Source organism: Sphingobium terrigena (assembly GCF_003591655.1).
GTDB lineage: Bacteria > Pseudomonadota > Alphaproteobacteria > Sphingomonadales > Sphingomonadaceae > Sphingobium > Sphingobium terrigena.
Map to the genome: position 1 here is coordinate 17,249 of NZ_QVRA01000013.1, position 26,605 is coordinate 43,853.

A 26,605-nucleotide genomic window follows, 5' to 3' on the forward strand; every position below is an offset into this window, starting at 1 on the left:
CTCACCCAAAAAAAGAAGGCCCGGCGACCACATAAGATCGCCGAGCCAATCGGGTCAGGCTGGGAGCCGCCCCGTAACTTGTGCCTGCCTCAGCCCTTTTTTTCGGGCGGCAGAGTGATCTTCACATCCTCGCCATTCTGGCCGGGGAAGTTGGTGAACATCGCGTCGATCAGATTGGGAACCAGATAGGTCAGCTTGTTGGACAGCGAGCGTGCACTCGCCTTGCCCTCGAACAGGCGGCGATTGTCGGCGGCGCGATCGATCTTCATGCTGAGGTCGCTGGTATAGACGGTGTAGCTCGACACATCGTTGAAGCCGCCACCGCCGAACAGCCAGGGATCATAAAAGCCATAGCCCCATGGACGGCCCCAGCGGCCGCGCATCCCCCAGCCGCCGCCATACATGAAGGGGTCAGCACCCCAGCCGCCGCCAAAGCCGGTCGAGCGTATCTTCTCCCGGCCATTATCGACATCATAGGCGACGCGGACGATCAGGTCAGCGCTGGCCGGATCGCTGGCCGCGACATAGCCGGTCTGGCTCAGCCGTTGACCGACCAATGCGGCATAATGGGAAAATTCAAGGCCGCCAGCCAGTTGCGGATTATCCGCGACGATCGTGAAGCTCTGGCCAGCCGGGGCCGGGAGCTGCTGAAAGCGCGCCACATCAGCCTTGAACGGGGTGGCGCAGCCAGAAAGCGCCGCCAGCGCCAGAGCGGGGGCCGCGAACATGCCGAACTTCTTGAAACGGGTCATTTTTCTGCGTCCTGTACCAGGCATGGAGCCTAATGAACTATGTGCGCCGTGCGATAGCAAAACGCAACTGAACATCATTTGAACGCACGAAGTAACCGAACGGGCGCAAAGCATGTTCTGTCAGGTCAGGGACGTTGCCACGCGGGCAAACCCGTCAACGCATCAGCCCCATCGCATCATAGGCCGCGCGCAACGTGGGTTCCGCCGCCGCCGCCGCCCTGGCCGCGCCCTTGTCCAATATCGCGTCCAGCATCGCGTCGTCGGTCCGCAATTGCAGGAAACGCTCGCGAATCGGGCGCAGCGTTTCGACCAGCACCTCGCCCAGCACAGGCTTGAACGCGCCAAAGCCCTTGCCGGCAAATTCGGCGCAGACCGCGTCGGTGGTGCGGCCGGTCATCGTCGCCAATATGCCGACCAGATTGGCGGCTTCCGGACGGCCAGCCAGCCCTTCGGCTGTCTCAGGCAGCATGTCCTGATCGCTCTTGGCCTTCTTCACCTTGGCCATGATCGCATCGTCATCGTCGGTCAGGTTGATGCGGCTGAGGTCGGACGGATCGGACTTGGACATTTTCGCCGTCCCGTCGCGCAGCGACATGATGCGCGCGCTTTCCTTGGGGATGATCGGCGCGGGCAGGGTGAAGACGTCTGCGCCGAAATCCGTGTTGAACTTGGTCGCGATGTCGCGGCACAGTTCCAGATGTTGCTTCTGGTCCTCGCCCACCGGCACATGGGTCGCCTGATAGAGCAATATGTCGGCGGCTTGCAGCACTGGATAGACGAACAGGCCGACCGACGCGCCTTCGCGATCCTTGCCCGCCTTGTCCTTGAACTGGGTCATGCGGTTGAGCCAGCCGATCCGCGCGGTGCCGTTCAATAACCAGCAGAGCTCCGCATGGGCGGGGACGCGCGCCTGATTGAACAGGACCGAGCGGTCGGGATCGATCCCGGCGGCGACCAGCGCGGCGGCCATGTCGCGCACGTTGCGGATGCGCTGTTCGCGCCCTTCATGCACGGTGATGGAGTGCATGTCGGCGAGGAAGAAGAAGCATTGCGCATCGCCCGTCATCTCGTCCTGCATCTTCACCCAGTTGCGGATCGCGCCAAGATAATTGCCAAGGTGCAGATTGCCGGTGGGCTGGATGCCGGAAAGGACGCGCATGGATCGATTAACTCGCTTTGGGCGCACGGCGCAGGGCAGCACGCAATTCGCTGATACTATAGGCCCGGACGATCAGGGCCGCCGCCCCATAGACCAGACCGCCAATGCCGCACAACAGGCCAAGCGCGATGACGCGCTGGGTCACGCTGCCCGCCATATAGGGATCGACCAGCGGATTGAGCAGCAGCAGCGCCCCGCCCATGATCGCGCTGGCCAGGATGATGCGCAGCGCCTTGCCCCGGAACCGCGCGTCCATCCGCAACTGGTCGCGGCGATGGAGCAGCCAGTAGAGGATCAGCACATTGACCCAGGCGGCGATCGCGGTGGAGATCGCGACGCCGACATGGCCGAAGGGCCAGATGAGGGTGAGGTTGCCGACCAGATTGAACAGCATGGAGAATACCGCGACCCGCACCGGCGTTTTCGTGTCCTGCCGCGCATAGAAGCCGGGTGTCAGCACCTTGATCAGGACATAGGCGGGCACGCCCAGCGCAAAAGCAGCGAGTGCACCTGCTGCACCGATCGTGTCGGTCGCGGTAAAGGCACCATGCTGGAGCAGCCCGCGGATCAGTGGCGTTGCCGACAGGCATAGCGCGACGGCGGCGGGCAGGGCCAGAAACAGCGCCAGCTCCATCGCCCTATTCTGGGTATGGCTGGCGGCTTGCTCATTGCCCGACCCGATCTGGCGGGAGAGGGCGGGCAGGATGGCGGTGCCAACGCCAATGCCGATCAGGCCCAGCGGCAACTGGTTCAGCCGATCGGCATAATAAAGATAGCTGACCGCCCCTTGCGGCAGGAAGCGGGCAGCAAGGCTGGTGGAGATCAGGAGGTTGAACTGGATCGCCCCCGCGCCCAGCGCCGCCGGGCCGATCAGTGCCAGCAACCGGCGCACTTGTGGCGAGAGGCGCGGCCGCTGGAGCCGCAGCACCACGCCCGCGCGGCGGCAGGCCCAGATCAGCCAGAGCAGTTGCAACAGCCCCGATACCGTGACCGCAACCGCCTGCGCATGCGCGGTCTCAACCGGGGTCGCGCCGCGAAAAAAGAGCACCGCACCGATCATGCAGAGGTTCAGCAACACCGGGGCGGCGGCATTGACCCAGAAGCGATCGAGCGAATTCAAGATGCCGCCCAGCAGCGACACAAGGCTGATCAGCGCCAGATAGGGAAAGGTGATACGGGTCAGCGTGACGGCCAGGTCGAACTTGGCCGGGCCGCCATCGGGGAAGCCCCCGGTCATCGCCCAGACCACCGGCGCGGCCAGCGCCATCATGAGCAGGGAAAAAAGAACCAGCACCGGAAATAGCACAGACAAGATCTGCCCGGCAAAGGCGACCGCGACCGCCTTGCCGCTGCCCGGAACGGCCTTGTCCCCTTCCGCCATCGTCCGGTTGAACATCGGCACGAACACGGCGGCAAAGGCACCCTCGGCAAAGAGGGCGCGGAACAGGTTGGGCAGGCGCCAGGCGATCAGAAAGGCGTCGGACGCCAACCCCGCGCCCAGAAAGCGCGCCACCAGCATGTCGCGCACCATCCCCAATATCCGGCTGACCAGCGTCAGTCCGCCGATGGTGGAGGTGGCTCTCAGCAGGCCCATGAAAATATCCCCAATCCCGTTCGGGCTGAGCGAAGTCGAAGCCCTCCCCTGAACGTAGAGAAGGGGCTTCGACTTCGCTCAGCTTGGAACGAGTCACGTGCCTCGTTCCAACCCTTCGACAAGCTCAGGGCGAACGGATGAGGTGTCATGACGCTCAGGCGTGACCGGCAGGCTCGCCAGCGGTCGTTTCCATCTGCTGCGCCTGTTGCAGATACAGCGCGCCAAAGTCGATCGGGTCGAGCAGCAGCGGTGGGAAGCCGCCGTCGCGGATCGCATCGGCCAGCACGCGGCGGGCGAAGGGGAAGATGAGGCGCGGGGCTTCGGCCAGCATGAAGGGCTGGATCTGATCCTCCGGCACGTTGCGCATCCCGAACAAGGCGGCATAGAGCAGTTCGACGGCAAAGGCGGTGCCCTGCGGCGCGACGGCCTTCACTTCGATCTTGAGCGAGACTTCCAGCACTTCTTCGCCGACCTTGTCGGCGCCGATGTTGAACTGGACGTCGATCTGCGGCTGGTCGGGCCACTGGTAGCAGGCCGGTGCATTCGGATTCTCGAACGACAGGTCCTTCACATATTGGCTGATCAGCGCGATCTGCGGCGCGGTGTCGGCGCCGTTGACCTGGGTGTTCACGGTGTAGTTGGTGTCGACTTCGTCGGCCATCGTCTGTCCTGGCTTTCCCTGTTGTCCGGCGGGCGGCAAGCCCCCCTTTGCGATGACCCGCGCGCTTAGCAGGGGCGGAAGGGCAGGGCAATGCCACGCCGTGCAACCCCCTATTTGAAGTTACGTGCAAACATGCCTATGTTGGTCGGAACATTGTCCCCACACAAAGGGTATAGCCTTCCGTGTATGTGATTGTCATCCTCGCCATGATCGCCGGTTTTCTGGCGCTGCGGCTCTATTCCGTTCTCGGCAAGCGTACCGGGCACGAACAGGAGCCTGCGCTGCGCCCGGCGGAGGACCGCGCCAAGGTGACGGTCCTGCAACCGCGCCCCGCCACTGAAATGGCGGGCGATTCGGTGCGTCTGGCCGATGGACTGATCGCACCGGGGGCTGAAATGGGCGTTCGCGCGCTGATCGCCGCCGACCGCAGCTTCGACGTGCCGCAATTTGTCGATGGCGCAAAGAGCGCCTATCGCATGGTGCTGGAAGCCTTCTGGCGCGGCGATCGCGATGAACTGGCCTGGCTATGTGACGAGGATGTGCGCGCATCGTTTGAAGAGGCGATTGCCGCCCGTGAGGCGGAGGGGCATGTCCTCGACAACCGGCTGGTCCGCATCGAAAAGGCGCAGATTGTCGAGGCGTCGGTCGATGGCCGCATCGCACAGGTCGCGCTGCGGTTTGAGGCGGATATTGCCGCTGTCACCCGCGACAAGGACGGCAATGTCGTCGCCGGGTCGATGACCGATGCGGTTGGCACCAACGACATCTGGACCTTCACCCGCGATATTCGCAGCGCCGACCCCAACTGGAAGCTTAGCGAAACCGACGAAGCGTGATCGCGGCATGAGTTTCCGGCATTCGGCAGGCGCGCTGATCGCAGCGCTGGCGCTGTCCGCTTGCGCAGGCGGGATGATCCCGCCATCGGCCAGCGGACCCGCCGCCCCGTCACGCCCGGTGCCATCGGGCGAGGCGACGCGCCCGACCCCCGCCACACCGCGCCCGACGCTGCCGGTCGAAATGCCTGCTGACCCGGCGCTGGACAGCAGCACGGCAGCAGGCCTTGGCGTCACGCGCGGTCCCGATATTGCCAGCCTGATCCCGTCGGGCGAACGGTCGCGGCTGGCGTTGACGGCGTTCCGCATTTCCTGCCCCACGCTGATGCGCCGCACCGACCAGAGTGGCCTGACCAAGGGGTCCGACTGGAACAACGCCTGCGCGGCGGCCTCCAGCTGGCCCGAAGCCAGTGCAAGCGAGTTTTTCTCCCGCTATTTTGAAGCAGTGCAGGTCGGCACCGGCGCGGCCTTTGTCACGGGCTATTATGAACCGGAAATTGCCGGATCGCGCACCCGCCAGCCCGGCTATGAGGTGCCGATCTATCGCCGCCCCACCGACCTGATCGACGTCGATCTCGGCCAGTTCAGCGAGAGTCTCAAAGGCCGCACGATCCGTGGCAAGGTGTCCGGCACCAAATTCATCCCCTATGACGAACGCGCGCAGATCGTGGCGGGCGCATTGGCCGGGCGCGGGCTGGAACTGGCCTGGGCCGCTGATCCGGTCGAATTTTTCTTCCTGCAGGTGCAGGGCAGCGGGCGGCTCAACCTGCCCGATGGCAGCGTCATGCGGATCGGCTATGACGGGCAGAATGGCCGCGACTATAGCGGTATCGGCAAGCTGATGAAGGATCGCGGTCTGATCCAGGCCGGGTCGATGCAGGACATCATGCAATATCTGCGCGCCAACCCGGTCGAGGGCGCGGCAATCATGAACGAAAATAAGAGCTTCGTCTTTTTCCGCGAACTGACTGGTGCTGGGCCGATCGGCGCACTGGGCGTGCCGGTGACGGCGGAGGGCACGGTTGCCGCCGACCCCAAATTCGTGCCGCTGGGCGCGCCGGTGCTGCTCTCGCTCGACCGCGCCGAACCCAATGGCGTGTGGATCGCGCAGGATACGGGCGGCGCGATCAAGGGCGCCAACCGCTTCGACAGTTTCTGGGGCGCGGGCGCGCGGGCGCGGGGCATTGCCGGCGGCATGTCGGCACGCGGCAGCGCGCTGGTGTTGCTGCCGATCGGCTCGGCGGCGCGCCTCGTCCGACCCTGACCGGCCGTTCGATGGCGCGGCGGCACCTGTCCCCCGATGAAACCGCGCTCTGGACTGCGCTGACCCGATCGGTCCGGCCGATCCGCCCGCATGGCCGGGTGATGCCAGCGCTCCCGACCCAGCCGGTGGCTGTCGCCGCCAAAACAGGGTTAACGCCACCCCCGCGACCGACACCGGCCCCCGTACCCGTCCGCACGCCCGCAGCGGTGCTGGATAGCGGCTGGGAGAAGCGGATTCGCGGCGGCACGATCAGCCCGGACATGAGCATCGACCTGCACGGCCACAGCCTGTCGGCGGCGCATGTGCGGCTCAATCAGGCGATTGCGTCGGGGTTGGCGCGCGACGCCCGCGTCCTCCTCGTCGTGACCGGCAAGCCGCCCAAAAACGCGGCGGACGGGGCATCACGGCGCGGCGCGATACGCGGGGAAATCGGCCATTGGCTGGAAACCAGCCCCTATGCCGACCGCATCGCCAGCGTCCGGGTCGCCCATCCGCGCCATGGCGGCGATGGCGCGCTCTATCTTGTTTTACGCCGGAAAAAATAACGATTTTCGCGGCTTTCGCTGATCTTTTCTTAACCACTGTCCTTCATATCCGGCGGATCATGATCCTCTTTCGGGGTCGCTTGCGGGGGTAAGGAGGCAGATGCACGGCGTTACGTTGAAAAGCCGCGCTGCTGCCTTTGCCTGCGCTGCGGGTGCGCTGGTGTTCATCCTGTCGTTGGTGCTGGGTTATACGCCGGGCGCGCAGGACGATATTGTCCAGATCGGCCGCGCGCTGATCATCGCCATTCTTTGCGGCACGATGAGTTGGGCTTCCGCGAGCCGTACCATCGCCACCACCGCCACGGCTATTGACGCTGCTACCGAACGCCTGCTCGCTGCCGCCCATGGCGATCTCCAGTCGCGCGTGCCGTCCGAAATCGGGCTGGAACTGCCCGATCTGTCAGTCGCGCTGGAAAGCCTGTTCAGCCAGGTCCGTACCAATCTCGACCATGTCCAGGCGCTTGCCCTGTTCGACCAGGTCACAGGCCTTGCCAACCGCACCAGCTTCTGCCGCCAGGTCGAGCGCCAGCTTGCCGAGCGCGAAGAGGGGGGCATGGCCGCCCTGTTCTTTATCGATCTCGACGGGTTCAAAAGCGTCAACGACACGCTGGGCCATGCCGCAGGCGACCAGTTGCTCGCGCGCGTCGCGGGCCGCCTGCGCGAAGTGGTGATGGCGCAGATCGGCGCGGGAATGGGTGATGCGGTCATCGGTCGCCTCGCCGGTGACGAATTCACGATGTTCTTCCCTACCTTATCGGGCCACAATGCCGCCGCGCGGATCGCCCGCGCCATCCAGTTTGCGCTGGGTGAGCGGTTCGATCTGGGCAGCCAGCATGTCGATCTCGGCGCATCGATCGGCATCGCCTGCTATCCCGACCATGGCGATACGCTGTCGACCCTGCTGCGCGCCGCCGACATCGCCATGTATCATGCCAAGCATGAAGGGCGGGGCCGCGCGGAAATGTATAGCGACGCGCTGGCGCTGGAGGCGTCCGACCGCGCCGATCTGGAGCGCGACCTGCTGCTGGCGCTGGAGCGCGACGAATTTCTGCTGGAGTTCCAGCCGCAGATCGACGTCCTGACCGGGCGCACGGTCACCGCCGAAGCACTGGTGCGCTGGGCGCATCCCGAACGCAATATCGTCATGCCCGGCGCCTTCGTGCCCGTGGCGGAGGAAAGCGGGGCAATCGTCGCGCTGGGCGACTGGGTGATGAGCCGAGTGTGCGAAACCGCCGCGCGCTGGTCCCGCGCGGGCATCCATCAGCGAATCGCCGTCAATATCTCCACCCGCGAACTGGGGCAGGCCGATTTCTTCCTGCGCCTGCGCCACGCCATCGCCACGCATCAGGTGCCGGCAGGGATGCTGGAGCTGGAAATCACCGAATCGCTGGCGATGGAGATGGAGCCGCGCGTGCTGGACCAACTCGCTGCGCTGCGCCGCGATGGCGTGCGTATCGCCATCGACGATTTCGGCACCGGCTATTCCAACCTGTCGCGGCTGAAGGAATTGCCGGTCGATCGGGTCAAGATCGACCGCAGCCTGGTCCGCGACATCGCGACATCCGCCGAAGCGCGCACCATCTGCTCCGCCGTCGTCGGCCTTATTCAGGGGCTGGGGATGGAAGTGGTGGTCGAAGGCATTGAGAACCAGGCGCAGATGGACATGCTGCGCGTCATCGGCTGCACCCTGTTCCAGGGCTATCATCTGGCGATGCCGACGGGCGAAGAGGATTATCTGAGCCGTTATACGGCCCAGCCCGCCGCGCTGGAGCGGGGAGCGGGATAGCTTCCCCTCAGCCCAACGCCCGTTCCACGACCAGCCGGTAAATCTCCACCAGATCGCGCAGATCCTGTACCGCGACCGCCTCGTCCAGCTTGTGCATGGTCGCGTTGTTCAGGCCGAACTCGACCACCGGACACAGGCGCGAGAGGAAGCGCGCGTCTGACGTGCCGCCGGTGGTGGACAGCTCCGCGTCCACGCCCGTGACTTCCCGAATCGCACCCGACACCAAGCTGGACAATGTACCGGGCGCAGTCAGGAAGGGTTCGCCGCTGATCTTCGCCATCACCGTGCCACCTTCGGTCGCGGCGATCGCGCTGATGCGTTCGACCAGCGACGCACCGCTATGCTGGTCGTTGAAGCGGATCGAGATGCGTGCGCTGGCTGCGCCTGGAATGACATTGGTGGTCGGGTTGCCGACCTCCATGTCGGTTATCTCGATATTGCTGGGCTGGAACCAGGCGGTCCCTTCGTCCAGCACCAGCGCGTCGATCGCGGCGAGGATGCGGACCAGACGGGGCACGGGATTGTCGGCCAGATGCGGGTAGGCGACATGGCCCTGTGTGCCTGCGACGTTGATCCACATATTGACCGACCCGCGCCGCCCGATCTTCACCACATCGCCCAGCCGCGCGGACGATGTCGGTTCGCCGACGACGCACAGGTCCGGACGCAATTCGCGCGCCGCCATCCGCTCCATCAGCGCCAGCGTGCCATAGACCGCCGGGCCTTCCTCATCCCCGGTGATGATCAGGCTGATCGTGCCGGGCAGGTCGTCGGGCAGGGTGGCCAGCGCCGCGACGAAGGCGGCGATCGATCCCTTCATGTCCACCGCGCCGCGCCCGTATAGCAGGTCGCCCCGCACCTCCGGCACGAACGGATCGCTGGTCCAGCCGGGACCGGGCGGCACCACGTCCAGATGCCCGGCAAAGGCGAAATGCGGCCCCGCGCCAGTGGTGCGCCATGCGAGCAGATTTTCGACCGGCCCGTCGGGTGCTTCGCCGACCACGAACCGGTCCACGCTAAAGCCCAAGGGCAGCAGCATATCCTCCAGCGCGGCGAACACCGCGCCGGTCGCGGGGGTTACGGACGGGCAGGCGAGCAGGCGCTGGGCGAGCGCCACCACATCATCATTGGCTCTGGTCATGGTCATGCCCCGGCGTTAGCGAATGGAGGACCGCTTGGCCAGCAGCAGGAGGACAGGTCATGCCCCGGATCGCGCTAGAGCATATCGCGCAGACCAACAACACCGGCTATCCCGCGCCCCATGACGCGGCCGTGGCGGCGCGATGGGTGCGGCGACTGGGACCAGCCCATGGCCTGACCGACTTTGGCGTCAGCCATGTCGTGCTGAAACCCGGCGGCGCATCCGCCCAGCGGCACTGGCATGAGGATGAGGATGAATTTGTCGTCATGCTGGCGGGGGAGGCGGTGCTGGTCGAGGATGACGGCCGCACGCTCATGCGCGCAGGCGATATGGCGGCCTTTCCCAAAGGGGAAGCGAACGGCCATCATCTGCTGAACGAAAGCGATGGCGATTGCGTGTTTCTGGCTTTCGGTCGTCCGCCAACGGGGGATTGCCATTATCCCGACATAGACCTGTTGTGGACGGGTGGCGGCTATCGGCGCAATGACAGGAGCAGCTTTTGACGATGGCCATGGATCGCCGCGCATTGCTGGGCGGCATGGGCGTGATGCTGGTGGCGGCCAAGGCACCCCCGGTTGCGCCGCCAGCGCTGGTCAAGCCGCCGCGTCTGCGCCCCGGTGATACGGTCGGGCTGATCGAACCGGCGGGTTTTACCGATGACGGGTTCGATCTCGATCTGGTGCGCGAAACGATCCTCGCCATGGGGCTGAAGCCCAGGGACGCGCCGCATCTGGCGCAGCGCCATGGCTATCTGGCGGGCAAGGATGCGGACCGGGCGGCGGATATCAATGCGATGTATGCCGATCCCACGGTCAGGGCCGTGTTTGCGGTGCGCGGCGGCTGGGGCTGTGCGCGCCTGCTGCCCTATCTGGATTTCGCGATGATCCGGGCGAACCCCAAGCTGCTGGTCGGCTTTTCCGATGTGACCGCGCTGCATCTCGCCTTCGCGGCGAAGGCGGGCTTCACCACCATCCACGGACCCAATGCCGCGAGCAGTTGGGGCAAGCTGTCCTGGGATGCCTTTCGCGCTGTGGCGTTCGATGGCGAAACCCCGACCTTCGCCAATCCGCCGGGCATGGAGGACCGGCTGGTCCAGCGCACGGGCCGCATCCGCACCTTCCGCCCCGGCGTGGCGCGCGGGCGGCTTCTCGGCGGCAACCTCACCGTGCTGGCGGCGCTGATGGGGACGGGCTGGTTGCCCGATTTCACCGGCGCGATCCTGTTTATCGAGGATATTGACGAAGCCCCCTATCGCATCGACCGGATGCTGACCCAGTTGGCGCTGGGCGGCGTGCTGGGGAAGCTGGCGGGCGTGGTGTTCGGCCAATGCAGCGGCTGTAGCGCCGCTGGTCCCTCCTATGGCGGCTTCACTCTGTCGGAAGTGCTGCAACAGCATCTGGAACCGCTGGGCGTGCCAGCCTTTCAGGGCGCGCTGTTCGGCCATGTCGCCAACCAGTTTAGCCTGCCGGTGGGTGTGCAGGCGGAAATTGATGCGGGCGCGGGGACGATCCGGTTGCTGGAGGTGGGTGTTGCATAAATCCTCCCCCGCCGGGGGAGGATTTTGCAGATCATGCAATCGCCAGCACGCTGGTGAGCACGATCCGCACCAGTTCCGCCTGACCCCGCGCGCCGGTCTTGGCGTAGATTTTCTTGCTGTAATTGCGTGCGGTTTCTACGGTGATGCCCAGGTTCGCTGCCGCCTCGCTGATCGGGATGCCCTGCGCGATCGCCCAGGCAAGGCGCGCCTCGCTCGGCAACAGGCCGAACAGCTCGACCAATTGCTCGCAACGGTCCGCCTGCGACCAGCGATCGCCGCTGAGGTACGCGATCGCCACCGGGGTCGATCCCGCCGACACCGGCCGCCCCCGGATCGGCGCGACCAGCATGTCCATCCATGGATCACGGCTCAGGTTGATCGCGCGCGGGCGGCTGTCGGGATCGTCGGCCATCTGTCGGACCAGCGCGGTCAGTTCGCGGTCGATCAGCGGCGATGCCGGGGTCAGCCGGTCATAACGCCCGCGCCGCAACACGCTGGTGCGCTGGAACAGCTGTTCGACATGGGCGGTCATGTCGATGATGTGGCAGCGCGCGTCGAGCGTCAGCCAGCCGAAATTGAGCCGCCCGAACGCTTCGGACGTCAGCGTCGATCGCAATTTCTCCCGCTCCAGCGCCACAAAGGATCGTAACGCGATGCGCAGATGCGGTGCCAGCGCGGTCAGCAACGCGCTGACCGCCGAGCCGATCGACCGCCCGCCAGCGCAGGCCAGCCAGCCGTCCACGCCGCTCGGTTCAGTGACGCGGATGGAGCGCATGTCGGTCATGCCCTGCGGGATCATCACTTCGCGGTGGAAGCCGCTATGGACGGGATCATTCTGTTCCAGCAGTTCGGCCAGCGCATAGACCCGCCCTTCGCGCATATGGCGATAGGGGAAAGGGTCGCGCCCATATTTTTCCACGAACAGATTGTGCAGATCGGTCGGCGGCGGTGGCCCGGCGTGCAACTCGACGATGGCATCCTCATCCACCGGGCGAAATACCAGCGTGGTGTAGACCGCCCCGGTGCGCAGCCGCAGCTTTTCGAGAAAATCATGCCAGAGCGGTTGCTGGAACATCCCCTCATGCAGTGCTGCCAATAATCCGCCATCATCCAATCGCATGAGCGATGCTCATACATCCTCCCATATGGGAGGTCCAGCGTTTCGCCTAACCTGCCATAGCATCCGCACAAGCAAGGCGAGGATCGCATGACAGACGCAAAAACCCTGACCCATCTGGAGCGACTCGAAGCCGAGAGCATCCACATCCTGCGGGAAGTGGTGTCGGAGGCAGAAAAGCCGGTGATGCTCTATTCCGTCGGCAAGGATTCAGCGGTGATGCTGCATCTGGCGCGCAAGGCCTTCTATCCCTCGCCGCCGCCCTTTCCGCTGCTGCATGTCGACACCACCTGGAAATTCCAGGACATGTACAAGCTGCGCGACCGGATGGCGCAGGAAAGCGGCATGGAGCTGCTGGTTTATCAGAATCAGGAAGCCAAGGACCGGGGCATCAACCCGTTCGACCATGGCGCGCTGCACACCGACATGTGGAAAACCGAAGGGCTAAAGCAGGCGCTCAACCTCTATGGTTTCGACGCAGCCTTTGGCGGCGCGCGCCGCGACGAGGAAAAGAGCCGCGCCAAGGAGCGCATCTTTTCCTTCCGCACCGCCTCCCACGGCTGGGACCCCAAGAACCAGCGGCCGGAACTGTGGAACCTCTACAATGCCCGCAAGGCCAAGGGCGAGAGCATTCGCATCTTCCCGATCAGTAACTGGACCGAGCTGGACATCTGGCAGTATATCCACCTGAACGACATTCCGATCGTCCCGCTCTATTTCTCGGCCAAGCGCCCGACGGTGGAGCGCGACGGCATGTTGCTGATGGTCGATGACGACCGCTTCCCGCTCGAACCGGGCGAAGTGCCGGTCGAACGCTCGATCCGCTTCCGCACGTTGGGCTGTTATCCGCTGACCGGTGCGGTGGAGAGCGAGGCGGCGACCCTGCCTGAGGTCATTCAGGAAATGCTGCTGACCACCACGTCGGAACGGCAAGGGCGCGCAATCGACAAGGATGCCGGCGGCGCGGGCATGGAGAAGAAGAAGCAGGAAGGGTATTTTTGACGCGCCACGGAATGCGTAGCGTTCCGAAGCGTCAACCCCGGCGCTGGCCGGGGTCCCAGGCCGCCTGACTCTCCCCAAGATCAACGAGATCCCAGCCTTCGCTGGGATGACGAGGTAGCGATATGACCGACACCCTCACAGACCCCATCTACAAGACCGATTCCCTCATTGCCGAGGATATCGACGCCTATCTGGACGTGCATCAGCACAAGACGATGCTGCGCTTCATCACCTGCGGGTCGGTGGATGACGGCAAATCGACGCTGATCGGCCGCCTGCTCTACGACAGCAAGATGATCTTCGAGGATCAGCTTGCCGCGCTGGAGGCCGACAGCAAGCGGGTCGGCACGCAGGGGCAGGAGATTGACTTCGCGCTGCTCGTCGATGGTCTCGCTGCCGAGCGGGAGCAGGGCATCACCATCGACGTCGCCTATCGCTTCTTCGCCACCGAAAAGCGCAAGTTCATCGTCGCCGACACGCCCGGTCACGAACAATATACCCGCAACATGGTGACCGGCGCGTCCACCGCGGACCTCGCCGTCATCCTGATCGACGCGCGCAAGGGCATCCTGACGCAGACCCGCCGTCACTCCTATCTCGCCCACCTGATCGGCATCCGCAACATCGTGCTGGCCGTCAACAAGATGGATCTGGTCGGTTACGATCAGGCGATCTTCGACAAGATCGTCGCGGACTATACCGAGTTCGCCGCCAGCATCGGCATCACCGCCTTCACGCCGATGCCGATTTCCGGCTTCAAGGGCGACAATATCACCGGGCCGTCGGAAAACACCCCCTGGTACACCGGCCCGGCGCTGATCGAGCATCTCGAAACGGTCGAGGTCAACAGCGCGGTCGATGCCGACAAGCCCTTCCGTATGCCGGTACAATGGGTCAACCGCCCGAACCTGGACTTCCGGGGCTTTTCGGGCCTGATCGCGACCGGCACGGTCAAGCCGGGCGACGCCATCCGCGTTCTGCCATCGGGCAAGACCAGCACTGTGTCGCGCATCGTCACCATGGATGGCGATCTGGATCAGGCCGTCGCTGGCCAGTCAGTCACGCTCTGCTTTACCGATGAAATCGACTGTTCGCGTGGCGACGTCATCGCGCTTGCCGACAATCCGCCCCAGGCCGCCGACCAGTTCGAGGCGACCATCGTGTGGATGGCGGACGAGGAGATGCTGCCGGGCCGCTCCTACTGGCTCAAGATCGGCACGCAGATGGTCACCGCGACCGTCCAGCAGCCCAAATATCAGGTCAACGTCAACACGATGGAACATCTGGCGGCGAAAACGCTGGATCTGAACGCCATCGGCGTCGCCAACCTGTCCACCGACAAGCAGATCGTGTTTGAAGCTTATGCCGACAACCGGACGCTGGGCGGCTTCATCCTGATCGACAAGATCAGCAACGCCACGGTCGCGGCCGGGATGCTGCACTTCTCGCTCCGCCGGGCGCAGAATGTCCATTGGCAGGCCACCGATGTCAGCCGCGATTTCCATGCTGCCTTGAAGAACCAGAAACCAGCCGTGCTGTGGTTCACCGGGCTTTCAGGGGCGGGCAAATCGACCATCGCCAATCTGGTCGAAAAGAAGCTGGCGCGGATGAACCGTCACACATTCCTGCTCGACGGCGACAATGTCCGCCATGGCCTGAACAAGGATCTGGGCTTCACCGATGCCGACCGGGTGGAAAATATCCGCCGCGTGGGCGAAGTCGCCAAGCTGATGACCGATGCGGGGCTGATCGTCATCACCGCCTTCATCTCGCCCTTCCGGTCGGAACGCGACATGGTGCGGCAGATGATGCAGCCGGGTGAGTTTATCGAGGTGCATATCGACACGCCACTGGCCGATGCCGAAGCGCGCGACGTCAAGGGTCTCTACAAGAAGGCACGGTCGGGGCAGCTCAAAAACTTCACCGGCATCGACAGCCCCTATGAAGCCCCGCTCGACCCGGAAATCCGTGTCGACACCGTGGCAATGACGGCGGAAGAAGCCGCCGATGCCATCGTCGCGAGGCTGATCCCATGAGCGGCCTGACCGACGCCGCGCTGGCGGCCCATCTGGCAGAGGTTGCGGGAAAAATCCTGCTCGACGTGCGGGAATCGGGGCTGTTCAGTCCCAAGGCGCTGGGCAAGGCGGGCGACCAGACCGCCAACCAGTTCCTGTGCCACGCCCTGCGCGAGGTGCGGCCGGAGGATGGCCTTTTGTCCGAAGAGGAAAAGGATAATGAGGACCGGCTGAGCCAGTCGCGGGTCTGGATCGTCGATCCGGTCGACGGCACCCGTGAATATGGTGAGGCGCGCGCCGACTGGGCAGTCCATGTGGGCCTGGCGATCGACGGGCAGGCGGCGATCGGCGCGGTGGCGCTGCCGGGGCTGGATGGCGGCGTCGTCATCCGCACCGACCAGCCGCGCATGGTGCCGCCCGCACCCGATCAACTGCGCATGGTCGTCAGCCGCACCCGCCCCGCTGCCGAAGCGGTGGCGGTGGCCGAGAAACTGGGCGCGCAGCTGGTGCCGATGGGCAGCGCCGGGGCGAAGGCCATGGCGATCATCCTGGGGCAGGCGGACATCTACCTCCATTCTGGCGGTCAATATGAATGGGACAGCATGGCCCCGGTCGCCGTCGCCCAGGCCCACGGCCTCCATTGCTCCCGCATCGACGGCAGCCCGCTCATCTACAACCAGCGCGACGTCTATATGCCTGACCTGCTGATCTGCCGTAAGGACCATGCGGAACAGGTGCTGGCGCTGGTGGCACAGGTGCAGGCGGCGAAGTTGGATGAGGGGGATGGACGCGGATGCGGCGCGCTGTCGTGAGGTTGTTCACCCTCACCCAGCTGCGACTAAGGCTGCAAGCAGCCAAGTCTCCGCAGCCCTCTCCCTCAAGGGAGAGGGGTAAGGGAGCTACTCACCTTCTCCGCCATCTCCATCACTCGCAGCACATTGCCGCCGACCAGCTTGGCGACATCCGCGTCGCTCCACCCCCGCTGCATTAGCTCCGCCAGCAACGCCGGGTAAGTCTCCACCCCGCTCAGCCCTTCGGGCAAATCGCCGACCCCGTCGAAATCGCTGCCGATGCCGACATGGTCATGGCCCGCCAGTCTGGCGATATGCTCGATATGGTCGGCCACCTGTCCGATCGTCGCAACCGGCTCCGGGTGCGCCGCCTCCCATGCCGCCAGCGCTTTTGCTGCACCGTCCGGGTTGCCGATATACAGCCCGCCAAAGGGCGGCGCATTATAGCGGGCGATTTCGGCGCTGCGGTCAGCGCCCCAGACACGGCGGGCTTCGGACACATATTGGGCGGCAAAATTGACCATCACCACGCCGCCATTGGCCGCCACCTGGCGCAGCACCGCATCCGACACGTTGCGCGGCGTGTCGCACAAGGCGCGGGCGTTGGAGTGGGAGAAGATCACCGGCACCTTCGTCACGCGCAGCGCGTCCAGCATCGTCGCCTCGCTGACATGGCTGAGATCCACCAACATTCCGAGGCGATTGAGTTCGCGCATCACATCCTCGCCAAAGGGGGTCAGCCCGTCATGCTTGGGATTGTCGGTCGCGCTGTCGGCCCAGTCGATCGTGCGGCTGTGGGTCAGCGTCAGATAGGCCGCGCCCAGTTGCCGGTAAGCGTGCAGGACGGCGAGGCTGCCGTCGATCTGCCCGCCCCCCTCGACCCCGATCAGCGATCCAATCTGTCCAGCCTTGTGCGCCGCCCGCAGCTGCGCCGCGGTCGTGACCAGCGTGAAATCGCGCGGATAGCGTTCGGCAAGGGCATGGACCATGCCGATCTGGTCCAGCGTGTCCTTGACTTGGCGGTCCTGCGGCAGGTCCGCCGACACCCAGACCGACCAGAATTGCCCGCCAACGCCGCCTGCCTTCAACCGCTTGATATCGGTATGATATTGTTTGGGGTCCAGCTGGGTCAGATCCATCGTCCAGCGCGCATCTTTCGCCTTCTCCGCCAGCGCTTCGGGCCAGTCATTATGCCCGTCGATCAGCGGCGTGGCTTTCAGCACCTTGGCGATCCGCGCAGCATAGGGGTCGGGCGCGGCCTGTATGGGCAGGGCGGCGAGCAGCAGCGGCAATGCCGCGAGACGAAGGCTTTTCATGGGGCGAGAGGGTAGGCGCACGCATCCTCAAGTCAATCGCCGGCGCGTTAGCCGAAGAAGGTGCGCCCGGTGCGCTGGCGCTGCGCCGGGGCGGTGAAGATCGCGCCCGCAGACACGCGGCTGCCGCGCACTACCAGCAGCACCTGATCCTGCGCCTCCAGCCGCACTTCCTCACCGGGGTGCTGGATGCTCTTGCCATTGGCATGGTCGATCTGGACGACGAAGAAAGCGCCCCGGCCACGCCGCTCGGCCTCTCCCACGGTCACGCCGGTCATCGCGCCCTTGTCCGGCACGACCACCATTTCCAGTTCCAGCCCGAATTCGTGCAGGCCGCGCTTCATCTGGCCCATCTCGGCGGAATTGGCGACGAACCCGGCGGTGGAGGGATAGAGGATCATCTCGGCAATCCGCTCCGCACCGATATGGGTGGGCAGCACCACCTTGTCCGCACCCGCGTGCAGCAATTTGCTTTCCGTGGTCGGTGCCTCGCCGCGCGCGATGATCTCCAGGCCCGGATTCATGTTGCGGGCCGACAGGGTGATGAACACATTGGCGGCATCGTCGGGCAGGACCGTCGCCAATATTTTCGCTCGGTCGATGCGGACGGTGCGCAGCGCGCTTTCCTCGGTCGCCTCGCCGCGATGGCACAGATAGCCCAGCGCCTGCGCCTCGGCGATCTTGCCGCCGTCGCGTTCCAATATGACAAAGGGCGTGCCCGCCGCGTGCAGTTCCTTGGCCAGTTGCACACCGATCCGGCCGAAGCCGCAAATCACCACATGGCCGCTCAGCCGTTCGATCAAAGTCTGCATACGATCCAGTCCCAGCAATCGGCGCAATTGAATGGCCGCGAACATCTGCACCAGCGCGCCGGTCAGCACGATCATGCCGGTGCAGCCCAGCACCATCGTGGCGATTGTGACGGCGCGCAAATAGGGCGTGGCGATGGGCCGGACTTCTCCATAACCCACTGAAAATATGGTTAAAGTTACCATATAGGCGGCGTCCGCGATCGGCCAGCCTGCCGCGACATAGGCCGATACTGCTGCGACAAAGACGATGCCGACAAAGATCAGCGTCCCCACCAGCAGCCGTGCTGGCGAGGCAAAGAGGCTGGCGGCGTCGCTGCCCGTCCGGTCCTGTGCCATGGTCCCTGCTTCCCCCCGAAGCCCGCATAGTGGTGGCGCTTTTGCGCGTCGCTGTCGAGTCCGCTGATGACCGGCGGGATGCTTCACGCTAGAGCGTAGCGTGATGACGATCGACCCGCTGCTCCTGCTGCAAGCCTATGCCATCGGCGTGTTTCCCATGTCCGACGATCGGGAGGCGGAGGAGGTCTATTGGGTCGAACCCAAGCGCCGGGCGATCCTGCCGCTCAACGGCTTCCATATGTCGCACTCACTGTCGAGAACGCTGCGCCGGGACCGTTTTCGCGTCACCGCCAACCGCGATTTCGCCGGGATCGTGGCGCTGTGCGCGCAGGCCGCGCCGGATCGGCCATCGACCTGGATCAACGGCCCGATCGAACAATCCTACCGCCAGTTGCACGCCCTTGGCTTTGCCCATTCGATCGAAGTTTGGGAAGGGGAGGAACTGGTCGGCGGCCTCTATGGCGTGTCGCTCGGCCGCGCCTTCTTTGGCGAATCCATGGTGTCTCGGCGCACCGATGCGTCGAAGGTGGCGCTGGCCTGGCTGGTGGCGCGGCTGCGCTTTGGCGGCTTCACCTTGCTCGACTGCCAGTTCATGACCGACCATCTCCACTCGCTCGGTGCGGTGGAGATCGCCCAGCGCGACTATCTTCAGTTGCTGGGGGCAGCGGTCGAGGGCGTGCCGCTGGGTGCGGGGGCGGGCGTGCTGTCGGCGGGGGCTGGCGTCGCGGCGGAGCTGGCGTTCGCGCCGTTGGCCGGGGAGGCAGCGACCGGTTCGCCCTTGCCACCGATCTTGACCGAATCGGGGCCGCTTTCGGGCCATGCCATTGCGCAGCTTCTGACCCACACGTCATAGACCGGGTGCTGCACGACATTGCGGTCGGGCCGTTCGCGGAACAGCCAACCGGAAAAATTGCGCCGCCATTTGCCATCCGCGCTGCTGCGCACGTCCAGCTGCACGAAGGCGCCGGTTTCCTGCACATTTTCCCATGGCGCGCTGGTTTCGCAGGCTTGCAAGCGCACGATTGCGTCGCCCACGCGCATCGCTTCGCCCGGCTTCATCGTCAGGTCGCGGGTCAGGCCGTTGCGCTTGTTGAGCAGGCCGATCACCGCTATGCGCTCTGCCATCGGCGTGCCGGGCAGGGTGGCGGCGTCGCCCGAACGGATCGGCGTCCCCTGCACCCGGACCGGGCCGGTCTGGTTGGCGGCAGGCACGTCATTGTCGCCACAGGCGGTCAGCGCCAGCAGCGGCGCGCCAAGCATGATCGACAGGCAAGCCCCCGCCGGACGGCGGATCATGATGCGTCGGGGCTCCATGCCTCATAATCGCCGGTCGCCTTCTGACGCAGGCCGCCCTTTTCCATCGCGCCGGACGGGCGATAGGCAAGCGCGGTGCCGGTGGCGTTGGGGGTGAATTCCCGTTCCCAGATGCGCGGCGGCGGCAGGAAGCTTTCGGGCGTCCCTTCGATCGAATGATGCAGCCAGCCATGCCATTCGGCCGGCACCCGGCTGGCGTCGTTCGCGCCGTTATAGATCACCCAGCGGCGCGGCACGCCATGCACGTCGCTGCCGCCTTCATAATAGACATTGCCCTGGATATCCTCGCCGATCTTCTGGCCCTTGCGAGCGGTGAACAGCGAGGTGCCGATGGTCGCGCCATCCCACCAGGTGAAGATCTTGCCGAGGATTCCCATGGCCCACGCGCTTAGCCGCTGCGACGGGGGATTGGCAAGGTGGATATGGCGCTACTGGACCGGACCCGGACAGAAATTGAGATCGGTTGTCACCTTTTCCGTCGGCACGGCGCAACCGCCCCATTGCACACGGTCGCCCTCCCTGATCCCCAGTTCCGCCGCGCGCCCGCCGCGCAGTTCCAGCACGGCGGCGACAGGGACACCCGCCGACACCGGCTCGCGCGAATAGGGGACGGTGTTGGCGCCGATAAAGGCGATCGTCCCGTCGGTGCGGATGAACAGCATGTCGAGCGGGATCAGCGTATTCTTCATCCAGAAACTGGCCGTGCGCGGCGGGTCCATCGGAAAGAGCATTCCGCCATTGTCCGCCAATGACTTGCGGAACATGAGGCCTGTTTCCTGCTGCTGCGGGGTAGCGGCGACTTCGACCGTGAAGCGCTGCGCGCCCTTGCTACTCTGGATCACCAGCGGCAGCAGTGCTGCAGGTGCCTGCGCTACGGCGGCGCTGTTATTGGTGGCTTGCGGATCAGCCGAACAGGCGGCGAGCGAAGCCAAGGCGATCAGGGCAGGAAAGCGCGTCATCCCGCCTGCCTAATGCGATTCGCGTTCCGAGGGGAGGGGATTAACCCTCATTCCTCGGCCTCCGGCACTTCGCCCGGCGCGGCATCGACCCAGCGCCGTGCGATCGCATAGCTATGGCCGGCGCGCAGGAAGGCGGCGATGGCTTTTTCCCGCTGTTTGGGGTCCGGCACCGCGCTGGCATAGGGGCCGACCCGTTTGCGCCGGGCATAGCGTTCCGCCGCGATCCAGGTTTCGGCGTCCACCTGCGCATCGGCATCCGTCCGGTCGGCCGGGGCAATGCCCGCCGCGCGCAGGCTTTCGTTGATCCGGCGCGCGCCATAGCCCCGGCGGCCCAGCGCCGCGCTCTTCATCACCGCATATTGGCTGTCATCGACATAGCTGAGCGCCGCCAGCCGTTCGACCAGAGCGGGCAGGTCAGCGGGCTGTTCCCCGCCCCAGCCGCGTTCCTTGACCTTGTGTTGCAGATAGGCGAGCAACTTGCCCCGGCTGGTCGCGAACCGGCTGACATAACGCAGCGCGGCTTCGCGCAGGCTGTCCTCGTCAAGCGGCGGGCGGGGGCGTTTGCTGGTCATGCTGTGCCATCATGCGCCAGCCGCCATGTTTATGCCACAGTCGGGCCGGAATTTCACCGTGCCTTATGCGCTACAAGGGCGGACTGGAATGCAATATCCGGTGCATGTCGCAGTCAAAGATGATAGCGGCGCGCCGATCACATAATTTATGACATTGGGTGAAACCAATATGACGGGTTCGCAAGAGATGATGGCACCGACGCCGACCACTGATGATCTGCCGCGCCGCTTCTCGGACTTCGAGACGCTGGGTGAAGCGCTCGACTATGCGGCGCAGGGCGTTCGTGGCCTCAATTTCCACGATGCCCGTGGCAATCTGGCGCGGCCCTATCCGTTCAGTGCGCTGCGCGCCGACGCCATTGCCTGCGCCCATCGGTTGATCGCCCATGGCGTCAAGCCGCAGGACCGGGTCGCGCTGGTCGCGGAAACCGGCGTGGATTTTGCCCAGCTTTTCTTCGGCATCATCTATGCCGGTGCCTGGCCGGTGCCGCTGCCGTTGCCGACCAGCTTTGGCGGCAAGGAAAGCTATATCGATCAGCTCAACGTCCAGCTTTCCAGCTGCGACCCTATGCTGTTCCTCTTCCCCAGGGAACTGGCTGAAATGGCTGGCGAATCCGGTCGCCAGAAGAATGTCGAGAGCATCGCGTTCGAGGATTTCATCGCCCGCGACGTGATCCCGGCCGACCTGCCGCAGGCGCAGACGCAGGACATCGCCTATCTGCAATATAGCAGCGGATCGACCCGCTTTCCCCATGGCGTCGCCGTGACCCATCATGCGCTGCTCAGCAATCTGGCCGCGCACAGCCATGGCATGGAAGTGCAGGACAGCGATCGCTGCATCAGCTGGCTGCCCTGGTATCATGACATGGGGCTGGTCGGCTGCTTCCTGTCGGTCGTCGCCAATCAGGTGTCGACGGACTATATGAAAACCGAGGATTTTGCCCGCCGTCCGCTGGCCTGGCTGGACCTCATCAGCCGGAACGAAGGCACCTCGATCAGCTATTCGCCGACCTTCGGCTACGACATTTGCGCCCGTCGCATGTCCAGCCAGACCAAGGCGCAGGACCGGTTCGACCTGTCCCGGTGGAGACTGGCGGGCAATGGCGCGGACATGATTCGCCCCGACGTGATGCAAAGCTTCGTCGATGCCTTTGCCGACGCCGGTTTCTCGCCCAATGCCTTCCTGCCGAGCTATGGTCTGGCCGAAGCGACTTTGGCTGTCACCATCATGCCGCCGGGCGAGGGGATCATCGTCGAACTGGTCGAGGAAACGGACCTGTCGGGCGGAGACGCGACCGAAGGCCGCCCGCAGCGTTTCCGCTCGATCGTCAATTGCGGCAAGCCCGCGCGCGGCATGACCGTGGAAATCCGTGACGAGGATGGCGGCCCGCTGAACGAGCGGCAGATCGGCAAGGTCTGGACCACCGGGCCATCGTTGATGGTCGGCTATTTCCGTGATCAGGCGGCGACCGATGCCTGCATGGCCCCCGATGCATCTGGCGGCGTCTGGCTCGACACCGGCGATATGGGGTATCTCAGCGACGGCTATCTCTACATTGTCGGCCGCGCCAAGGACATGATCATCATCAACGGCAAGAATCACTGGCCGCAAGATATTGAATGGGCGGTGGAACAACTGCCCGGCTTCAAGCAGGGCGACATTGCCGCCTTCGCCATCACCACGCCGGGCGGGGAAGAAGCGCCCGCCGTGCTGGTCCATTGCCGCACATCCGACAATGACGAACGCTCCCGCCTGCGCGATCAGATTCGTGAGCGGGTCCGCGCGATCACCGGCATGAATTGCGTCGTCGAACTGGTGCCGCCGCGCACCCTGCCGCGCACCAGCTCCGGCAAATTGAGCCGGTCCAAAGCGCGCAATCTCTATCTGACCGGTGAGATCCGCCCCTACGACATCGCGGCCTGACAGGCCGATCGTTTGGTGACCGTCAGGGTTACCAAATCATAACCCATGACTGCTATCGCGGAAATGTGGGTAGCAAGCTGGAACATATCGCCGAACCGGACCGTCAGACGCGCGCATCACTGCGCGCCATGATGGGCCTATGCTGCGTGGCCGATGACGATGCCGGAACGCGGGTGCTGGAAGCGCAATTACGCTCCGCCGACAGCGTCGCGTTGTTGCGGCAGGTCATGAACCTGTGCGGCCTGTTGTTCCTGTGGCAGGTTTTTTCCCATTGCTGTTCGCCGGTCATGCTGGGACTGTGGAGCGTGGCGCTGATCGGTTGCACCCTGGTCAGCGTCTTGATGGACCGCGACCGCCGCAACGCCAACAATATGGGCCTCACGACCCGCGATCTGCGTCGGCACGGCTTTGGCGCGCTGTTGCAGGGCATTGTGTGGGCGGTCTGTATGGTTCTGGTTTCGCAATCGGGCGAGACCGAGGAACTGGTTGCGCTCTGGACATTGATCAGTTGCATCATGGTCTGCGGCGCGATCAGCTATGCTGCGACGCCGCTGTCCGCTGCGGCCTTCCTTTTGCCCTGCATCGCCGGGCTGTTCGCCATGTTCGATGACGGCGGCCAGTTGCCGCTGCGCGCGCTGGCGACCAGCTATGCGCTATCGCTGCTGGTCGGCTGCGTCATCTATGCCCGCACCTTTGCGCGCCAGCATAGCACCACCGTGCAGCTGGAGGAAAAGAGCGAAGTCGTCAGCCTGCTGCTACGCGAATATGAGGGCGGTGGGTCCGACTGGTTGTGGCAAACCGATCCGCTCCGCCGCATCAGCGGCGTGTCCAAGCGTTTTGCTGAAACCATGGGGTTAGAGCCGACGCAGCTGGAAGGGGCGCCGCTGGTCCAGATATTGGCGGGTAGCGGCTGGGAAAGCGGTCGCTTTGCCGCCGGGTTGCACAGTTTGGCCGACCATCTCAAGCGGCGCGAAAGTTTCAGCAACCTGATCCTGCCGGTCGAGGTGCAAGGCCAGACCCGCTGGTGGGAATTGTCCGCATCGCCCCGCTACGACGAGAATGGCCTGTTCCTTGGCTTTCGCGGCGTCGCATCGGATGTTACGGCGCAACGTGAATCAGCGGACAAGATCGCCATGCTTGCCCGCTTCGATCCGCTGACCGGCCTGCCCAACCGCAGCCACCTGCGCGAAGTGCTGGATCAGGCGATGGCGGCGACCGGCGGACGGACGCCGGGCTGCGGCTTCCTGATGATCGACCTCGACCGGTTCAAGGCGATCAATGACACGCTGGGGCATCAGACCGGCGACAAGCTGCTCAGCCAGGTCGCGCGCCGCCTGCGGCAAATCTGTTCGGGCCAGGAATTTTGCGGGCGCATCGGCGGCGACGAATTTGGCGTCGTCATCCCGACCGTCGCCGACAGCAACCGCATCGGGCAGCTTTCCTCGGCCATCATTGGCGCACTGTCGGCCCCTTATCAGGTCGATCAGCATACACTTTATGTCGGCGCGTCGGTCGGCTCGGCGCTGTCCCCCACCGACGGGCGCGATTCAGAGGCGCTGGTCCGCAGCGCGGATCTGGCCCTCTATCGTGCCAAGGGAGAGGGCGGTGGGTTGCACTTTGCCTATGAACCGCAACTCCACGCCAAGGCGGAAGAAAGGCGGCTGCTCGAACTGGCGTTGCGCGAGGCGCTGGCCAAGGACCAGCTTCATGTCCTCTACCAGCCGGTGGTCGATGCGATCAGCGGCACGGTGATGGGGTTCGAGGCGCTGGTGCGCTGGACCCACCCGGAAATGGGACCGATTTCGCCGGTCAAATTCGTGCCGGTCGCCGAAGAGGCGCGGCTGATCGCGCCGATCGGCGAATGGGTGCTGCGCACGGCCTGCATGGAAGCCGTGCGCTGGCCTGACGATGTCAGGATCGCTGTCAACGTATCGGCTGAGCAATTGGCTCACCCCAGCTTCGTGCCGGCGGTCATATCGGCACTGGCACAAAGCGGACTGGAAGCGCGGCGGCTGGAGCTGGAAGTCACCGAAAGCGTGTTCATGAACGAGGATGCGGGCGCGCTCAGGGTGCTCGATCAATTGCTTGGCCTTGGCATCCAGCTGTCGCTCGACGATTTCGGCACCGGCTATTCCTCGCTTGGCTATCTTAGCCGCACCCGTTTCAACACGATCAAGATTGACCGCAGCTTCGTGGTCGGCGCATCGAAAAACACGCCCGAAAGCCTGGCGATCATCCGCGCTGTCGTCACGCTGGCCGACAGTCTGGGCATGGCGACCACCGCCGAAGGGGTGGAGACCGAGGTGGAACTGGAAATGGTGCGGCGGCTGGGCTGCAAGAAGGTGCAGGGCTATTATTTCGGCCGCCCCATGGCCGCGCAGGACGCGATCGGCCTGTTCCCGCCGCAACAGGAACGGGCGCGCGCCTAATTACCCAGTAATTGTCGTTCCACCATGGTCCACAGCGCGGCAAAATCCTTGGCTGGCGGCGAGGCCGGGGCAAAGGCACCGAGCGGCTTGCGACGTACCGTCATCTGCTCGATCGTGCTGGCCATCGGGATGGCGGGCCAGCCGGGCTGTTCGTCCAGCGCCTTGCGATGCAGCGTCCGGCGGCGATCGACCATCGAATAGACCGGCAGGATCGGCGCATGGCTACCGCCACGCTGCACCAGATAGCGCGCCACTTCGCCCATCGCCCTTTGCGACAGAGGGGACGGGATCACGGGAATGACGATCAGGTCGGCGGCGCGCAGCACCTGCTCGCTGGTTTCGGTGAGGCCCGGCGGGCAATCGAGGATGATGCGGTCATAATCCTTGCCCAGGCTTTCGATCAGCTTGGACAGCCGCTTCTTCTTGTCCATCTCGCGGAACAGATGGTCCAGGCTGCGCAATGATGTGTCCGCGGCGATCAGGTCCAGCCCCGGCACGGTCGACGGCTGGATCAGCTTGCGGACCTCGACATCCTTGCTGAAGATGGCCTGTGCCGCATCACGGCTCTTGCTGTCGGTGGAAATCAGCCAGCTGGATGCCGCCTGCGGGTCCAGATCCCACAACAAGGTTCGCCGTTTCGAGATGCTCGCCGACGCCCAGGCGAGGTTGATCGCGAAGGTGGTTTTGCCGACCCCGCCCTTGAGGCTGTAAACGGCGATGGTCGCCAATGCCGGTTCCTTTGCCATGGG

Annotated in this window: 23 protein-coding genes and 2 pseudogenes; 12 read left to right on the top strand and 13 right to left on the bottom strand. The window is 64.7% G+C overall.

Annotated features, from left to right (window positions below):
- Positions 1–89: 89 nt before the first annotated feature.
- The 4 genes from D0Z70_RS14640 to secB form a co-directional block, all read right to left on the bottom strand.
- Entirely contained in the window at positions 90–752 is a 663-nt protein-coding gene (locus tag D0Z70_RS14640) for a DUF4136 domain-containing protein (protein WP_119747708.1), read from the bottom strand.
- 154 nt (positions 753–906) lie between these two features.
- The gene (trpS, locus tag D0Z70_RS14645) at positions 907–1,911 is read right to left on the bottom strand and encodes a tryptophan--tRNA ligase (RefSeq protein ID WP_119747710.1); all 1,005 of its coding nucleotides are present in this window, start codon (positions 1,909–1,911) and stop codon (positions 907–909) included.
- 7 nt (positions 1,912–1,918) lie between these two features.
- On the bottom strand, positions 1,919–3,505 hold the full coding sequence (murJ, locus tag D0Z70_RS14650; RefSeq protein WP_119747712.1) for a murein biosynthesis integral membrane protein MurJ: 1,587 nt from the start codon (positions 3,503–3,505) through the stop codon (positions 1,919–1,921).
- A 154-nt stretch (positions 3,506–3,659) separates the two neighbouring features.
- A complete protein-coding gene (gene secB / locus D0Z70_RS14655; protein ID WP_119747714.1) occupies positions 3,660–4,166 on the bottom strand; it encodes a protein-export chaperone SecB in 507 nt (168 codons plus the stop codon).
- 182 nt (positions 4,167–4,348) lie between these two features.
- Here secB and D0Z70_RS14660 point away from each other — a divergent pair, with 182 nt between their 5' ends.
- From D0Z70_RS14660 to D0Z70_RS14675, 4 genes are all read left to right on the top strand, one after another.
- On the top strand, positions 4,349–5,002 hold the full coding sequence (locus D0Z70_RS14660; RefSeq protein ID WP_119747716.1) for a Tim44/TimA family putative adaptor protein: 654 nt from the start codon (positions 4,349–4,351) through the stop codon (positions 5,000–5,002).
- Positions 5,003–5,009: 7 nt separating this feature from the next.
- Positions 5,010–6,263, top strand: a complete 1,254-nt coding sequence (gene mltA / locus D0Z70_RS14665; RefSeq protein ID WP_119747718.1) for a murein transglycosylase A — start codon at positions 5,010–5,012, stop codon at positions 6,261–6,263.
- An 11-nt stretch (positions 6,264–6,274) separates the two neighbouring features.
- Positions 6,275–6,808, top strand: coding sequence for a Smr/MutS family protein (locus D0Z70_RS14670; RefSeq protein WP_119747720.1), 534 nt, complete (start codon positions 6,275–6,277; stop codon positions 6,806–6,808).
- A 100-nt stretch (positions 6,809–6,908) separates the two neighbouring features.
- Positions 6,909–8,594 carry a putative bifunctional diguanylate cyclase/phosphodiesterase gene (locus D0Z70_RS14675; RefSeq protein WP_119747722.1) on the top strand — a complete coding sequence of 562 codons (1,686 nt, stop codon included), beginning with the start codon at positions 6,909–6,911 and terminating at the stop codon, positions 8,592–8,594.
- 7 nt (positions 8,595–8,601) lie between these two features.
- Here D0Z70_RS14675 and dapE read toward each other — a convergent pair whose 3' ends face one another.
- A complete protein-coding gene (dapE, locus tag D0Z70_RS14680; RefSeq protein ID WP_119747724.1) occupies positions 8,602–9,741 on the bottom strand; it encodes a succinyl-diaminopimelate desuccinylase in 1,140 nt (379 codons plus the stop codon).
- Between the two features lie 53 nt (positions 9,742–9,794).
- Here dapE and D0Z70_RS14685 point away from each other — a divergent pair, with 53 nt between their 5' ends.
- Both D0Z70_RS14685 and D0Z70_RS14690 read left to right on the top strand, forming a co-directional pair.
- Positions 9,795–10,238 carry a cupin domain-containing protein gene (locus D0Z70_RS14685; RefSeq protein WP_119747726.1) on the top strand — a complete coding sequence of 148 codons (444 nt, stop codon included), beginning with the start codon at positions 9,795–9,797 and terminating at the stop codon, positions 10,236–10,238.
- Between the two features lie 2 nt (positions 10,239–10,240).
- The gene (locus D0Z70_RS14690) at positions 10,241–11,272 is read left to right on the top strand and encodes a S66 peptidase family protein (protein ID WP_119747728.1); all 1,032 of its coding nucleotides are present in this window, start codon (positions 10,241–10,243) and stop codon (positions 11,270–11,272) included.
- A gap of 31 nt (positions 11,273–11,303) precedes the next feature.
- Here the strand turns inward: D0Z70_RS14690 and D0Z70_RS14695 are convergent, their stop codons facing one another.
- Positions 11,304–12,392, bottom strand: a complete 1,089-nt coding sequence (locus D0Z70_RS14695) for a helix-turn-helix transcriptional regulator (protein WP_119747730.1) — start codon at positions 12,390–12,392, stop codon at positions 11,304–11,306.
- 66 nt (positions 12,393–12,458) lie between these two features.
- On the opposite strand from D0Z70_RS14695, the pseudogene cysD reads away from it, so the two are divergent.
- The 3 genes and pseudogenes from cysD to D0Z70_RS14710 all read left to right on the top strand — a co-directional run.
- Positions 12,459–13,391, top strand: a pseudogene (gene cysD, locus D0Z70_RS14700) (sulfate adenylyltransferase subunit CysD); the annotation flags it as partial.
- A gap of 122 nt (positions 13,392–13,513) precedes the next feature.
- On the top strand, positions 13,514–15,427 hold the full coding sequence (cysN, locus tag D0Z70_RS14705) for a sulfate adenylyltransferase subunit CysN (protein ID WP_119747734.1): 1,914 nt from the start codon (positions 13,514–13,516) through the stop codon (positions 15,425–15,427).
- On the top strand, positions 15,424–16,218 hold the full coding sequence (locus D0Z70_RS14710) for a 3'(2'),5'-bisphosphate nucleotidase CysQ (RefSeq protein ID WP_119747736.1): 795 nt from the start codon (positions 15,424–15,426) through the stop codon (positions 16,216–16,218). The genes cysN and D0Z70_RS14710 overlap by 4 nt, the downstream gene beginning before the upstream one ends.
- 65 nt (positions 16,219–16,283) lie before the next feature.
- Here the strand turns inward: D0Z70_RS14710 and D0Z70_RS14715 are convergent, their stop codons facing one another.
- On the bottom strand, positions 16,284–17,513 hold the full coding sequence (locus tag D0Z70_RS14715) for a dipeptidase (RefSeq protein WP_119747738.1): 1,230 nt from the start codon (positions 17,511–17,513) through the stop codon (positions 16,284–16,286).
- A gap of 47 nt (positions 17,514–17,560) precedes the next feature.
- Positions 17,561–18,658 carry a potassium channel family protein gene (locus D0Z70_RS14720; RefSeq protein WP_119747740.1) on the bottom strand — a complete coding sequence of 366 codons (1,098 nt, stop codon included), beginning with the start codon at positions 18,656–18,658 and terminating at the stop codon, positions 17,561–17,563.
- Between the two features lie 103 nt (positions 18,659–18,761).
- Between D0Z70_RS14720 and aat the strand changes: the two genes are divergently transcribed.
- A complete protein-coding gene (gene aat / locus D0Z70_RS25395; protein WP_119747742.1) occupies positions 18,762–19,511 on the top strand; it encodes a leucyl/phenylalanyl-tRNA--protein transferase in 750 nt (249 codons plus the stop codon).
- Positions 19,512–19,546: 35 nt separating this feature from the next.
- Here the strand turns inward: aat and D0Z70_RS25785 are convergent.
- The 4 genes and pseudogenes from D0Z70_RS25785 to D0Z70_RS14745 all read right to left on the bottom strand — a co-directional run.
- Positions 19,547–19,972, bottom strand: a pseudogene (locus D0Z70_RS25785) (DUF2155 domain-containing protein); the annotation flags it as partial.
- Positions 19,951–20,349, bottom strand: a complete 399-nt coding sequence (locus D0Z70_RS14735) for an NADH:ubiquinone oxidoreductase subunit NDUFA12 (protein WP_119747744.1) — start codon at positions 20,347–20,349, stop codon at positions 19,951–19,953. The pseudogene D0Z70_RS25785 and the gene D0Z70_RS14735, both read right to left, overlap by 22 nt.
- Positions 20,350–20,400: 51 nt before the next feature.
- Positions 20,401–20,931 (bottom strand): DUF192 domain-containing protein, encoded by a 531-nt coding sequence (locus tag D0Z70_RS14740; RefSeq protein WP_119747746.1) that lies wholly within the window; start codon positions 20,929–20,931, stop codon positions 20,401–20,403.
- 47 nt (positions 20,932–20,978) lie between these two features.
- Entirely contained in the window at positions 20,979–21,503 is a 525-nt protein-coding gene (locus tag D0Z70_RS14745) for a regulatory protein RecX (protein WP_119747748.1), read from the bottom strand.
- Between the two features lie 148 nt (positions 21,504–21,651).
- On the opposite strand from D0Z70_RS14745, the gene D0Z70_RS14750 reads away from it, so the two are divergent.
- Positions 21,652–23,427 carry a fatty acyl-AMP ligase gene (locus tag D0Z70_RS14750; RefSeq protein WP_119747750.1) on the top strand — a complete coding sequence of 592 codons (1,776 nt, stop codon included), beginning with the start codon at positions 21,652–21,654 and terminating at the stop codon, positions 23,425–23,427.
- 128 nt (positions 23,428–23,555) lie between these two features.
- Positions 23,556–25,856 carry an EAL domain-containing protein gene (locus D0Z70_RS14755; RefSeq protein WP_182913977.1) on the top strand — a complete coding sequence of 767 codons (2,301 nt, stop codon included), beginning with the start codon at positions 23,556–23,558 and terminating at the stop codon, positions 25,854–25,856.
- Here D0Z70_RS14755 and D0Z70_RS14760 read toward each other — a convergent pair.
- Positions 25,853–26,602 (bottom strand): ParA family protein, encoded by a 750-nt coding sequence (locus tag D0Z70_RS14760; RefSeq protein ID WP_119747754.1) that lies wholly within the window; start codon positions 26,600–26,602, stop codon positions 25,853–25,855. The genes D0Z70_RS14755 and D0Z70_RS14760 overlap by 4 nt on opposite strands.
- Positions 26,603–26,605: the final 3 nt, after the last annotated feature.

What these genes read in the sequence shown, in the direction of transcription:
- D0Z70_RS14745 (WP_119747748.1), bottom strand. Translation starts at nt 21,503, where the DNA reads ATGACCAGCAAACGCCCCCGCCCGCCGCTTGACGAGGACAGCCTGCGC.
- cysN (WP_119747734.1), top strand. Translation starts at nt 13,514, where the DNA reads ATGACCGACACCCTCACAGACCCCATCTACAAGACCGATTCCCTCATT.
- D0Z70_RS14760 (WP_119747754.1), bottom strand. Translation starts at nt 26,602, where the DNA reads ATGGCAAAGGAACCGGCATTGGCGACCATCGCCGTTTACAGCCTCAAG.
- D0Z70_RS14715 (WP_119747738.1), bottom strand. Translation starts at nt 17,513, where the DNA reads ATGAAAAGCCTTCGTCTCGCGGCATTGCCGCTGCTGCTCGCCGCCCTG.
- D0Z70_RS14735 (WP_119747744.1), bottom strand. Translation starts at nt 20,349, where the DNA reads ATGGGAATCCTCGGCAAGATCTTCACCTGGTGGGATGGCGCGACCATC.
- D0Z70_RS14740 (WP_119747746.1), bottom strand. Translation starts at nt 20,931, where the DNA reads ATGACGCGCTTTCCTGCCCTGATCGCCTTGGCTTCGCTCGCCGCCTGT.
- D0Z70_RS14670 (WP_119747720.1), top strand. Translation starts at nt 6,275, where the DNA reads ATGGCGCGGCGGCACCTGTCCCCCGATGAAACCGCGCTCTGGACTGCG.
- D0Z70_RS14750 (WP_119747750.1), top strand. Translation starts at nt 21,652, where the DNA reads ATGACATTGGGTGAAACCAATATGACGGGTTCGCAAGAGATGATGGCA.
- D0Z70_RS14695 (WP_119747730.1), bottom strand. Translation starts at nt 12,392, where the DNA reads ATGCGATTGGATGATGGCGGATTATTGGCAGCACTGCATGAGGGGATG.
- D0Z70_RS14690 (WP_119747728.1), top strand. Translation starts at nt 10,241, where the DNA reads ATGGCCATGGATCGCCGCGCATTGCTGGGCGGCATGGGCGTGATGCTG.
- D0Z70_RS14675 (WP_119747722.1), top strand. Translation starts at nt 6,909, where the DNA reads ATGCACGGCGTTACGTTGAAAAGCCGCGCTGCTGCCTTTGCCTGCGCT.
- secB (WP_119747714.1), bottom strand. Translation starts at nt 4,166, where the DNA reads ATGGCCGACGAAGTCGACACCAACTACACCGTGAACACCCAGGTCAAC.
- D0Z70_RS14685 (WP_119747726.1), top strand. Translation starts at nt 9,795, where the DNA reads ATGCCCCGGATCGCGCTAGAGCATATCGCGCAGACCAACAACACCGGC.
- trpS (WP_119747710.1), bottom strand. Translation starts at nt 1,911, where the DNA reads ATGCGCGTCCTTTCCGGCATCCAGCCCACCGGCAATCTGCACCTTGGC.
- D0Z70_RS14640 (WP_119747708.1), bottom strand. Translation starts at nt 752, where the DNA reads ATGACCCGTTTCAAGAAGTTCGGCATGTTCGCGGCCCCCGCTCTGGCG.
- murJ (WP_119747712.1), bottom strand. Translation starts at nt 3,505, where the DNA reads ATGGGCCTGCTGAGAGCCACCTCCACCATCGGCGGACTGACGCTGGTC.
- dapE (WP_119747724.1), bottom strand. Translation starts at nt 9,741, where the DNA reads ATGACCATGACCAGAGCCAATGATGATGTGGTGGCGCTCGCCCAGCGC.
- D0Z70_RS14720 (WP_119747740.1), bottom strand. Translation starts at nt 18,658, where the DNA reads ATGGCACAGGACCGGACGGGCAGCGACGCCGCCAGCCTCTTTGCCTCG.
- mltA (WP_119747718.1), top strand. Translation starts at nt 5,010, where the DNA reads ATGAGTTTCCGGCATTCGGCAGGCGCGCTGATCGCAGCGCTGGCGCTG.
- D0Z70_RS14755 (WP_182913977.1), top strand. Translation starts at nt 23,556, where the DNA reads ATGATGGGCCTATGCTGCGTGGCCGATGACGATGCCGGAACGCGGGTG.
- aat (WP_119747742.1), top strand. Translation starts at nt 18,762, where the DNA reads ATGACGATCGACCCGCTGCTCCTGCTGCAAGCCTATGCCATCGGCGTG.
- D0Z70_RS14710 (WP_119747736.1), top strand. Translation starts at nt 15,424, where the DNA reads ATGAGCGGCCTGACCGACGCCGCGCTGGCGGCCCATCTGGCAGAGGTT.